This window comes from Algoriphagus sp. SE2, from assembly GCF_039563885.1.
Taxonomy (GTDB): domain Bacteria; phylum Bacteroidota; class Bacteroidia; order Cytophagales; family Cyclobacteriaceae; genus Algoriphagus.
On the sequence record NZ_JBCLWJ010000006.1, the window covers coordinates 182,230 to 195,047 of the forward strand.

At 34.4% G+C, this 12,818-nt stretch carries 8 protein-coding genes; all 8 read right to left on the bottom strand.

Going from position 1 to position 12,818, the window contains the following annotated elements; translation table 11 throughout:
* Positions 1-225: 225 nt before the first annotated feature.
* The gene (locus AAGF08_RS09675) at positions 226-2,304 is read right to left on the bottom strand and encodes a hypothetical protein (RefSeq protein ID WP_343510952.1); all 2,079 of its coding nucleotides are present in this window, start codon (positions 2,302-2,304) and stop codon (positions 226-228) included.
* A 28-nt stretch (positions 2,305-2,332) separates the two neighbouring features.
* Positions 2,333-2,644, bottom strand: coding sequence for a hypothetical protein (locus AAGF08_RS09680; RefSeq protein ID WP_343510953.1), 312 nt, complete (start codon positions 2,642-2,644; stop codon positions 2,333-2,335).
* Positions 2,641-3,120 (bottom strand): hypothetical protein, encoded by a 480-nt coding sequence (locus tag AAGF08_RS09685; RefSeq protein WP_343510954.1) that lies wholly within the window; start codon positions 3,118-3,120, stop codon positions 2,641-2,643. The genes AAGF08_RS09680 and AAGF08_RS09685 overlap by 4 nt, the downstream gene beginning before the upstream one ends.
* A 103-nt stretch (positions 3,121-3,223) precedes the next feature.
* On the bottom strand, positions 3,224-3,862 hold the full coding sequence (locus AAGF08_RS09690) for a hypothetical protein (RefSeq protein ID WP_343510955.1): 639 nt from the start codon (positions 3,860-3,862) through the stop codon (positions 3,224-3,226).
* A gap of 116 nt (positions 3,863-3,978) precedes the next feature.
* A complete protein-coding gene (locus AAGF08_RS09695) occupies positions 3,979-4,659 on the bottom strand; it encodes a hypothetical protein (protein ID WP_343510956.1) in 681 nt (226 codons plus the stop codon).
* A gap of 140 nt (positions 4,660-4,799) precedes the next feature.
* Positions 4,800-6,851, bottom strand: coding sequence for a protease Lon-related BREX system protein BrxL (gene brxL / locus AAGF08_RS09700; protein ID WP_343510957.1), 2,052 nt, complete (start codon positions 6,849-6,851; stop codon positions 4,800-4,802).
* Positions 6,852-6,861: 10 nt separating this feature from the next.
* Complete coding sequence (locus AAGF08_RS09705) at positions 6,862-9,096, bottom strand: hypothetical protein (RefSeq protein ID WP_343510958.1); 2,235 nt, start codon at positions 9,094-9,096, stop codon at positions 6,862-6,864.
* A gap of 54 nt (positions 9,097-9,150) precedes the next feature.
* Positions 9,151-12,816, bottom strand: a complete 3,666-nt coding sequence (gene pglX / locus AAGF08_RS09710) for a BREX-1 system adenine-specific DNA-methyltransferase PglX (protein ID WP_343510959.1) — start codon at positions 12,814-12,816, stop codon at positions 9,151-9,153.
* Between the last annotated feature and the right edge of the window lie 2 nt (positions 12,817-12,818).

Below are 12,818 nucleotides of genomic sequence, written 5' to 3' on the forward strand. Positions count from 1 at the left end.
TACACTTGAACTTATTTTTGGAAATGTCATCTAAAATCCAAAAATGATTCGTGATTTTGATAAGGGGGTACTAACCCAATTCAAAGCGCAAGGCGGGTAGTGACTTAATGTTGTTATCGTGTATTTATAGATGAAGAATTTGAAAAAATTTTATAAAAAAAATTTTTTGGAGGGGGTTCAAATCTAACTTATAAAAAGTCCGTACCCCCCTCTAAACATGAGTGATTAAGCTTTAAACTCTGTATCAATCAAGTTTTGTGGATCGTATTTAAAGGGGGTAATACCCTCACCTTTAGGAATGCTGGATATTTTGTTAAACTCTTTCTCTAAAGATGGAAATTTCTTCACCATCTGTGGTTTTTCCCAATTGGTGTCTTTTAAAGAAAACCTCAATTTTGTTGATCCTGTACTTCGTATTCCAAGAAAGTACTTGAGAATTATGGCGCCACCAACTCCAGTGTTTTGTAATTCGAAAAGGTGAGGAAAATGAAATTTATAATTAGGCAATTCTTCGATTGAATTTACCACTTGAGCAGAGGTTACATTTCTCTGTGTACTTTGCTTTTTTGATACAGAATTAGTGAGATCCTGGTATAACTTCCTATACCTAATATAAAATCTCAGAATCTCTACAATTATAGCTGATGATTCAAAGGGTTTGGTCACTTCTGAGTATCCTTTGGCTAAAACTAATGAATCCTGTTCAGTCAACCCAAAACTGCGGCCAAACAAATACCAGTAAGCAGCTACTCTAATACTCTGAAGTTTGTCTGGATTTAAGAACCTATTCACAAGCATGATGGACTCATAGTGTTCATCGAGATTATCTAAAAACTTTTCTAAAGTATCAGCATCTTTTTCATCCTGGTTCTTTGTTTCTGGAAAAAAAGTAAGTTTATATTTGAGATGATCTTGATTTTCCACTTCAAATCTTTTCTCGAGCTTTTTCTTCAGGCTTCTAGCTTTTTTATCATAATCGCCAACCTTTACCTGATCGTATTTCTCCAAGTCCTCTAAAAGCCAATTGACAGCAGGATTACCATCAATATTTTTGTAGATCAGACCTGTTTTGGTTTCAGTCAAAGTGCTTTTTATTTCGAAACAATCTTTATCGTCTCTAATTTTTTTATTTACAAATTTTAAAAGCCCATTTAAATCTGACTTTCTCTTTTTCATGGAAACTGATGGCTTCTTATAATCCAATTTCTTTCCTGGAGCAAGGGCGAAGGTGTTTGTACTTTTTTGTTTCACTCTGGACCTGCCAAAGAATTGTACAAGGTTTTCGAAACTGAATGAATGATGAATCATCATTTCTGTGGAAATAGCCACTGCATGCACGTCTTCATTAATATCAATAGCGCTGAAATTAATACAGGTAGTTAAATTTATTTCAGTTGGTAGAATCCCTTTTACTATTTCTTTCTTATTGTATTTCCGAAAATAAGCCTCCTTACTATCAGAGCTTACATGGACAGAAACTTTATCCTCAAGACTAGCCGCTTCAAAAATTTCAACCATTTCTGTGATCCCTTGTAAAAAATTCAACCCAATAAAAAATTTTTTAACCTTATGACCTTTTGATTCTTTCGAAAAGAATTCCACAATTTGATTTGCTATTGCCCAATGAGGATTTTTTGAGAAATTTCTTATTTGAAGAGGCTCTTTTTCTCGAGTCTCTGGAATACCCAATTCATCTCTTTTCTCCGTATAAACTTCTAGGGTATATTTTTGAAGGCTATCAATCTCTTTATCAGAGAAATTCAAAAGAGTCGCTGAGACTAGGCACTTCTGTTCAAATTTTTTAAAGTAGTCAAAGCAGAGTGGTAGTACTTTCCTAAACCCTGATTGCATCTGAAGTAATTCTACCTCATCAAGTACCAGAAAGAAATTTTTATAGGGGTCTACTCCCTCATCTTGAAGTGCTTTTACTAGTTTACCTATACTGTCAGCTACCACAGAAAATTTTGGGTTTTTGGACTTATTTTTTCTGTACCAATCTTTAATTTCTGATGGTTCTCTTGATTTATTATTTGGAAGAGTACCTACATAATATGCACTATAGCTCTGAGATTTTTCCCATGCTAATTTCCGAAAAGGTAAAACCACAATTGAAGGCCTAGGTGCCTTGAACTCACAATAAGTAGCTCCAGTACCAGGATACTTTTTATTAAAAATTCCCTTTGGAAGTCCTTTCGAGAAATCCAATTTGTCAGCGCTGTAATTTGACAAGTACTGACCCTCCTGCAAAATCACATGTCTTCCTACACTTTCAAAGTCAAAAAATATTTCGTTCTTTTTAGTCATAATTGTAATTTAATAGGCGAAAAATCAACTATTTCATTCCAAATTGAATTGGCTCAAAATCATCAAGATGCCTAATCATCTCTCTTTTGAATGAATTCTCGTCCAATAGCATCCGCTTCATTTTTTCGATAATTAGCTCCTCGTCCTTAGTGGTTAGAATAGTTTTGGGACCTTTAAGCTCGTAACAATCAATTTTAATATCTCGAATATGTAACGTATATGTTGGAGTATTGAATTTAACTTCAAAGAAAAAATCTTCCATCAGCTTCATATTGATTCCATCAGGATACCCTTTTACCTTTTCAAAGTTTTGAATTGCAAAAGCTAAAATTCTTTTCATGACTTTGGAATATCAAACTCTAAAATCAACCACTGCATAAAATCATTAAATCTATCAATCAATGGTTTACCAGTATCATGCTCACAGTCTTTCCAAAAATCGTAGCCACTGTGCCCAATGATGTCATTTAGTTTTATGATTCCATACCCTTCTAGTTTAGTTGAAAAAAATTTCAGTTCATCTTCATGATATGGAATTTCGTTCCTTTTTTCTGCAATAATGCCTTCAATAGTCTTAAAAAAAAGACGGTTTCTTCTAATCTGCTCATACTTTATATCCAATACCTCTTTAAGAATACTCAGCTGATTCTTCAACTTTTTTTGATTGAAATTAATTTTTCTTACAGTGGTGGGGTTAGGCCCATGTTCGTTTAAGTACCGAAGTTCTTCGATGTAGCTCAAATCATCTTGAATCTCATCAATTCTAACAAGTCTTCCATCAACAATTTCAAAAATAGGATCTCTTTGTGAATTCATTTTATTGACTCGATTTTATACCTCATGATGAGCATCATACTATCTTACATCTAAAATTTGAAATCCACTACCGAAGTCAATTCTCTCCCAGAGAAAAAAATCACTAAAATGGATAATCTATTTCCACACATGAAATACTCTTAAATCTCAGGACATCAAAATTTTCATTATCTCTGGAATTGGATATGTGACGGACATTTCTTCTGATTAGACCCATTTCACCACTGATTGATGATAAATTATACCTCTTATCCACAAATTCATAGGATACATTGTAGCTGGTGGATTTTGCATGATTTTCGAAAAAAAGTGCCTTATAATCCCCAATTTCGACTTCGAGTAAGTTGGCACATTCACTATTGGTAGAAGTGGAGATCAATTCGCCCCCAATCTTTTCGATTATCTTATAGAAATCTTTCCCCTCTATTTGCCCATTATTTTTATCAATAACGTAGAAGAATCCAGTTAAAACTTCTATTTCCTCTTGGAGGTCTACAAGCTTTGATCTCTCCAAAATTGCCAAGTCATCATTATCTTTTAGAAATCCCTCCAAATCATCTAATAAACTCTCTGTTTCATTTTGCAAATAATCCAACTCCCCCTCCTCTAGAAGGCTGTCCTCAATTTGAAAATAAATAGAATCCAGCTCTCTTTTAAATTTCGAATAATCCTGAATTACAATTGAAAAATTTAAACTCAAAATGAATAGAAATAGCGAGCTTTGTAGGTTAAAGTGATGCATTTTCAAAATTTAGTCTTCTGCTGCCATTCCCATTTCTCCCCTAGGAGGTAGCTGATAGGTTTAGTTTCTTTACTAATCAGTATCTATTTATTGAAAATTACCAAATTTAATTTATTTCAGCCCTTTTGTTCAACTATTTTATCAATAGCAGAATTTAAAAATCTCACAAGTTTGTTTATAACAGAAATTAAAAATTCATAATTTTTAATCTTGATTTTAAAAGTCTTTTCATCTAATGAAAGTCCTTTTGTCCTGTTAATGAACGCTACGTATTTAGCACTCTTGTCTTTTAGAATTCCATTTTTATGCGCGAAAGAGTTTCTCAATGTTTGAAATTTAGTAATATCCTCCCATTCAGTATTAAGTTTATCAAGGTTAACTTCCAGTACCTTAACAATATACCTTCGACATTGGTCTATGTAGTTTTTGCCAGATAAATCTTTAGGGTGAAGGGAAGAATCTTGGATTTTAGCAGCATATTCGCAAAGCGCTATAAATTCATTTTCAAACAGACTATAAATTGTGAGAAACATTGAATTATACAAAATTGGTCTAAATTCTCTTATGGTATTTATTTCATTTTGATAAACATCATATCCATCTGGAATTTCAGGGTCAGAGCTATTCTCATGATCCCACTTTATTATTTTTCTCCTGACCTTTTCTTCAACTTTTAAAATATGATTATTAGAATAACTAATATATTCTTTTATTGGGTCAAATTTAAAATCATAAAAAATAGATAAATCGTGAAGTGAAAGAAATGGGTTCCTATTTAGTTGTTCTATTCTCGACATTTTTATTTATAATCTTGACCTCCACAAATGAAATCTAACTTAGAACCTAAAGTTAGATTTCAAATCAACTGGGTTTATACTCATAGTTTGGGTACCCATAATTCTTCACTTTAAGGTTACTGATAATTTTTAGAATCCTTTTAATCCACTAAAATCCCTTTTTGCATCAGCATTTGGTTATTAGAATAAAATGGGACATCTGTATTACCAAGAACTGAGGCAGGGACATTGGTCAACTCACTTAAATTATCCATTGGGACAATAACAGTTTTAGCCCCATTTTCAGAAAGCATAGTGACTTTATCAGCAAAATTTATTGCTCGTTCTACTGCTCCTCCTACGGATAAATTGCCAAGAACAGCCAATCCAGGTTTTAAATTCTTTTTATAAATAGCTGAAATAATTCCCATATAAACAGCAGAGCCTATTCCAGATGAAATTGAAGCACCAAGCATATTGGTGACCTGAATGGTTACATCAAAGTTCTTAAGAGAATGTTGCTCATTTAGAATGGACTTTTCATTTGCCTTGATATACTGGAAAGTATTCTTGATATTTTCTTTTACCTCAGTGTTACTAACTCCTGAAATATTAAGCTTTCCAGAACCAGAGGTAATGACAGCTTCTATTCTTACCAAAGCTAGGTTTTCACCATCGCTTGTACTTGTATAGCAAATACCAGGTTGTAGTGGTGTGTTTTCAATTAGATGAGACCCCTTTTCTTCTGGCAAGCCTATATAGTGTTCTTCTTGAGTTTCTTTGTCAATATAGGAGAAGTTTGTATCCCAGAACTCCATACCTCCTATTCGCTTCAACTGCTCCTTGACTCTTCTGCGCATCTCAATGGCAAGTTCTAGATATTCACGTACATCTTCTTTGGTGAAATTCCCATCTGGATGCATTAATTTAATCAAGCCCGAGACAGTCTTTTTAACAGGCTTTGTGTCCCTTTGCTTCAAATGTGACCCAAGAGTAAAATACTCCTCAATCACATCTGTAAAAGTCACCTTCCTGAATGATTTAAGGCACTCTGAAAAGTAATCTGTACTAAAACCAAAATTACTAGTAAAGTTTTCAGGAGAAAATTTAATCATCTCCCATCCTGGCAAGTAGAAATGAATACGATCTAAAAAAGCAGTATCGTTGTTTACTTCATCTGATAGCGCACTAAATAAGTGACTAGTTTGAAGCACTGTTTCAATGGGTTGGTTGATATTTCCATTTAAAATAATAGAAGCTACACCTGTGATTTCTCCTCCAGATCCTGCTCTAGAAAAGGAACCAGATTCCATGTAATCCTTCATCAATGGCACCGCATCTCTTTCTTTAAATATTTTATCAGTAGCCTCATCAAAGCAAATTGCATCCCATTGACCCACAGCACCAACTTTACCAGTGCTGCCATGTACAAACAACTTGGCTACTGTTCCTTGACCTCCTGAAACCAAAACTGCATAGGGAGTGAGTTCTTTAAAAACAAATGATTTTCCTGTTGACCTGGGGCCTAATTCAACAAAATTGAAATTTGACTCTACCATGGGTATTAGTCTCGAAAGCAGAAGCATTTTCACCCTCTCTGTCATTCCAGGAGATTCTGGTTCGTACCCACAACTTCTGAGAAGCACATTTAACCATTCTTCCTTGGTGAACTCTTTGCGCTTATCAATTAGCTTAGTGTTATCAAATGAAGAAAGTTGAATAGGTTTAATGTCTTGTATGATAAAAGGTGTCCCTTTGTTCCCATCTTTAGAGAAGGCATCGTATTCAATATCAATAATTGCCCAGATTCCCCCCATCAGCATTTTGTCATGAGCACTAACCATAGCATCAGAAATTACCCCGTTTTTTATGTTGCTATTTTGTAATTGTGCCCAGTAGACATCTTTTGTAGTATCAAGCTTAACTGAGATTTTATCTATGATTTTATAAGTTCCTCTTTCTCTAATTTTGGATTGAATCAGGTCACTTTCCTCAGGATTTACATAATGCTCAGAAAGGACTTTCTTTACATTTGCCATTCCTTGCTTGATCTTCTCTTCATCATCAGTAGAGCATGAATTAGCTATTAAATATTCAAGCACGAATACTGGAACATTGGCTCCAACTTTCACAAGTCTTACTAAGTCCTTTTTAACCACAAATCCTCTAAAGGCATCTAGTAATTTATTATCTAGCTTATCCAGAATAATCATATCCTATTTTTTATAAAAGACCACCTAGGTCTCTTGCTGAATTTTGGGTAATAGTAGCCTTGTCCAATTGGCTTTTGGTTATTGCATCTACTATCACCACGGAAATAGTTGAGTGTTTATTGAATTGGTATTCTTTTTTTACTTCTTTTCCCTTTTCAATAGTCAAAATATCGCTTTCATTGAATTTTTTGCCATCTGAAAAAAAGAGAACAACCACCTTCCTTTCCATAGAAAACAAACCTGACCCTTCTGTTTCTCCTATCAATTTTAGAGAAAATAACTCCCCAGTAACATTAAGTAAATCTGATTTATTGGTAATACGAACGTTCAATAAATCTTGGCCTATCTTATTATTTGACCATTTAAAGGATGGAATCAGGGTTTCTTGTGGAGACAAACCTCCATGACTGAATCCATATACTCCTGGAGATTTAAATGGTCCTAACCTCTTAGCAAAATAGCAGTACTTGAATTCTTTGTATTCTATTTCTCTTTCTATTAACAGGTCATTATTGTAATCTTGAGGACTTTTTGTTCTAATAAATCTTTCGCTCTTACTCACAACACCAGAAAAATTCACATCTATTTTATCGGAATTTTCAAGGATACCTGTAAGGGTGTAACCGTGATCAGTTACTAGATAGACACTCTTAAAACCATTTCGGAGTAACTGATTAATCTTATCAGCATATATTTTTGCAGTACTTAAAAAGTACTTTAAGGCACTTTGCTGGTAAGATTCTCCAAGTTTGTCAGGATCTTTACAACTACAGATTAAGCAATCTATTACAGATGTAGACTCATTTACTTTCTCTAAATCTGTAAATGCGATTTCTTTATTAGGATTTTTAACTACTAGATATTCCTCCCGTTCTTTTTTGCTTCCAAGGACCAAACCTGAATCAACGTATAATTGACTCATGTTATGTTCTGTTTCTGATGGTAGCCCAGCCAACATGATATTTTTTTCAAAGCTATATTGAGACATATCAAAAGCATCGAGTATGTCTTTTGCAAACTCCCATGAAACACCATCACCAACTATAATAGCAATATTCCCCTCATTTTGATCTAGAATTTTCTGAATAGTACCTGTTTGATTTGAACTATATGCATCAATGTATTTGAACCATTTATCTAAAAAAACAACAGTCAAGCTCTTATAGTATTCCTGTATTGGTTCAATAATATTTTTTTGATGCAAAAATGAACTGTATAACCGTCTTATTGCTCTATCTACTTTATAGAAATGTCTTGTATAGAACTCAACAACTTCTTTAAAGGAGCTTAATTGATTGATATCCTTAGCATCAAATTCAAGAAGAGTTTTAACATCAGACCAGAAAGTAATTTCTAAATTTTGAGCTGACTTATCAGCTATTCTCTGATTGATCTTGGGAATAATGGAGGATATAAATTGCTCATTGGTTATATTTTCCCCAATAACCTTTAACCATTGCTCATCAATTTTTTGAAATGGATGAGATGGATGAATTTCAAAAATTTTTGACTTTTGTGAAAGCTTGTATTTCGATAAATATCCTTGAAAAGACTTCTTATAGCTAAGACTATCCAACCAATTGTGATATATATTTAAAAGGGTAGGATGGGGATTGTTATTAAATAAGCCATCCAATAGACTTTTTACTACTTCAGTAGCCAAAGTGTTGGCAGGCTTTTCTAAGTATTCTTGATCGATTAATTCATTGACTTTTTTAAAGAATATTTCTTGAGTTGAATTATCAAATTTCTTCAGGTAGTTTTTCGGGTTATCCAAAAAGGGCAGTAACTCTTTTTCTAAATCAAATATCTCAGTGGCCCCCTTATGACTCAAATCCATCCAATAGGTTTTTCCCTTTCCCACACTCACTTTGGCAGCAGAGATAAGCTCTTCCTTGGGGAGATTGATATTTAAATTAAGATGCTGGGCTACTTTCTTTTTTAGATAATGATCTAGGTACTTTATTTCTACGCAACCGTTCGTCTCACAGTATTCACGGATGAATTTTAAATTTCCTCTTGAAACTGAAGTATAAATGAAATATTTGTTCTCATTCTTATTTCCTTTTTCAATTTCGTATTTCACCTTTAATTCATCAAACTCATTTTTAGTTTCAAAAACTTTGACGCCTTTAACCAGACTGTCTACAAGAAACCGTGCTTCCTTAGATTCATCAATAAATACCACAACATTGCTTGAAGTGTAAATATCATTTATGTCAGAATTGAACCAGTTGTCAATCATTTATTTCCTATCAAAATTAAAAAGCTTATTAAACATTGCTCCTTTATTACCGTGTTACCAATCCGCATTTAAATATTTCTTTAACTGCCCAGCATTGAGCACATCGTACGCTAGCATTCCTTTCTTTTGTAATGGAGCTATGTTTTTACCCACACCATCATCTAAGATGGGGTTATAACCTTCAGCCAACAGCTCGTCTATCTTCTGCTTGAAGCTTTCTATTTCTTTCAGCTGTCTATATATCTTATCCAGTTCTGTTTGCTCTGCCGCAGTTAACAACCCTTTGGCTCTTAGATCACTTTGACGATTTTCTAGGGAGCGTTCTCTTTGCTCTATGTAGCGTGAGCGTATGCTTAACAGCTTATCTCTGTTCCATTTATAAATGATGATGTAACAGTCAAAGCCTTGCTCTAGACCAGAGGTTAAATGCCAAATAAACGGTGTTTTGGGTAAGTACATAAACAGGTTGAGATGATCTGAAAATACCTTGAAGAAGTGGCTGTTGATGTATTGATTTAGCTCTCTACCCAATACACTGTCGAAGCTAGAATATTGTGCCATGCTAAACCCTTTTTCTATAAACTTTTCTTCTATACGATCGAGCAATACTTTTTCTCCTGCATTAGGCACGAGCGGAATAATACCATCATCATCTTCCATTAAGATTTCACGCAATAAATCTGCTAAGAACTCCATGGCTAAATCGTTCATGCGTTGTTTAGGGATAATGTTACTCTCCTTAAACCAATACCATACGTTTATTGGGTTGATTTGATGACGAATACAAAACTCTTCCAAATCGTTATTGCTTTGGTAGAGTTGTGGAAACTCATTTTCTATGGCTTCTCTTGTGCTTTCTTCAAACTCTCGTTCTGGTAGGTTTTGGATGTATTCTCGAATGTTATCCAAAGGAAACTCTGCTACCTCATTAGCGAGATAAGCAGCTTTGGCAGCTGAGCTTACAGGCAATGCTCCAATACTTTCACCCTCTTTCGCCAATACCATGGCTTTATCGGCTTCTGTCAACTCATATACCTCAAAGATTTTCTCGTTGATGATGGCTTCGTTGATAAGTACTTGAGTATTTAGATAATTCTCAAAATCAAAAAACTTCTTTATCCTTATTTTTAATTCACCGTTATTATAGAAAAGAAAAGGAGATTTGTCATAATTATATTCGACAAGACTGAAGCTATCAAATAATTCAGAAATCTTAATGTTTTGAGAAGTTAATTCTTCAACCTGCTTTTCTAATGTCGTTTTTGGAATCAGAAAAGGAATCCTTTTTAAATCACCTTGATTAGTATTAACTGTTGGGTTCAAACAATTAATAATGTAAAATGCTAGTTTAGAATTGAAAAATCCTAGAGTATAATTAATGTTTTTATAATTCTTTGCAAGATAAATACCTGGACCTCCTGCATCAATGATGAAGTTCTCTGGCATATATCTGAATGATGTGCCTTTTGAGCCTGCTGCGCTATATGTTATTCCTTGCTGGAAATAATATTTCTCATTCCTAATTACTGATGACGGATAATCTTTTACATTATCCCCATTATTCTTCCAGTCTATTAGGAGCCAGTTATTACCGTACCACTTTTTAAAAGGGCCACCTTTAGTATAATAATTCCACCCCTCTTCAAATTCATTTTCATTATTCAATTCATACCAGAAACGTAAAAAACGATGATTATTTCCAGAAGAGATACCTTTAACAACATCTATTTCATCTGAAACTATTCCAACTGTAAACTTCTCCCTAAACTCATCACTAATCCAATAAATAAAAGGATAGGATTTGATGATTTTTAGTTTGGATTGAGGGAGTTTATAGTTATTAGAGTGTTGGTTATTGGTAATTAAATTATCATAGGCATCGACAAAAGCTTCATAACGTCTCCCTTCATAAATATGATTGAGTTTAATAAATGTTGAATCCCCTTCTTTAGCTTTTTTATCCAACACATACATGGCAGCATCAACCCTAGCTGATGGGTTGAACATTCCTAAGTAACCCCATTCAACAAATAAATCAATGTGTGATTTCTCCAGTATGTATTTACGTACATCCTCAAAAGTTTTGATGTACATAAATGTTGGTGGGTGAACCATGGCTACTTTTCCATGCTCAATTGTTAATTCAAAACAGCGCTTAATAAACGTTGCGTAAAGGTTTGTATTGAACTTGTATGGCTTTTTGTAATTGGTGTCAACAAACGTTTTTAAGTCAGGTCCAAAATCAGCACTATCTGTATATGGTGGGTTTGCGGCAGCTATATCGTAGCGTTGGGTAATCAGCCTTAAAAAGGTAATGGCATCTTTGGTTTTATCCGTCAAAAAGGAATTGCCTTGTTGTGCAGCAAAGCGTGTTACGGCTGTTTCTAAGTTCTTAAAGAATTCACCTTTAAAGCGTTCATATTCCTCCACTTCTTGCTCCCCAAAAAGAGTTATTCCACTAGACTGTTGTAAGCCATGCAATTGTATGCTCAGCTTTTCGCCAACCCGCACTAAACTGCCAAACTTATAGGCGTTTTGAAGGTCAGCCCAAATTTCTTCTATAATGGCTAATTGCTTAGCACCAGAGGTACCCTCTTTAAAAATGTGGTTCACGAATTCAAAGTCTGGCAAAAAGAAATCAGACGAGACCACATTAAAGTTCAATTTCCCAATAGAGCGTACCTTCTTCTTGGCTTTCACCCATAAACCCAATTGAGCTAGCTGTATGGCTCGGTCATCTAAGTCAACCCCATGCAGGTTATTTTCTATAATGAGTTGTGCGATACCGTCTTCATCATAATCCGCCCCAAAATTGTCTATTTGGTCTTGGTAGAGCTTGTAGAAAAACTCGAAGGCATACAATAAAAAATTACCTGAGCCTGAAGCAGGATCAATTAGCTTGATTTCATGTAAAGGTTTGGGTTCTCTAATTCGTTTTTGTGGAGCATTGGCAATTTTGAAATCATCCTTGATTTCAGAATCAGGGTACATTTCCAAATATAATTTACCTAGTGAGTTTTGGACCAAAAACTCAACCACCCAACGGGGAGTATATACTTGAGATTGAAGACTTACTTTGTTGTATTCTGTTTTATCACCACTATCCTTATGGGCTTGCTTTTTTACGTTGTTGTAGCTTTCATAAAGCCAACCAAGAATATCATCACTTTGCCAGATATCATCCTCAATAGTTGAATCTTTCTCAACCTTATTAAATGCATCTACAATTTCGTTTAGGTCTATTACATAAGGCAATAAGGCATAGGGGTAATCTTTATGGTATAAAGGGATGGATTCTCCTAAGAGATTGAACTCATGCTTGAAATAGTTACGAATGCCTTCTAACTCCTCATTTTGCATTTCAGGATGCTCTTCTAACCAAACCTTATGGCCAAAAGAACGGTCTCCATGTTCAGCTTCTTTTGTCAGTATCGGAGGAAACAGATGATGTGCCTCCATGACCTTAATTGCGGCTAGACGATTGAATAGGGTAAAAGTAAGCTCATCTAATGCCTTTTCTCTGGCTTCTTCATAGCTTCCTGTTTCTCCAATATGATTTGTTATTAAAATTTCTACTTTTTCTCGCTTGCTATGTAATTCAGTTGGAATCCGCTCTAGATCCATCATTTTAGAAGTCCCCACACCTAATCGAGAGAATTGATTATCAAATGACTTAATGATCAGTGAACGAATTTGCTCTACATGTTCTGAAAGTTTCATGG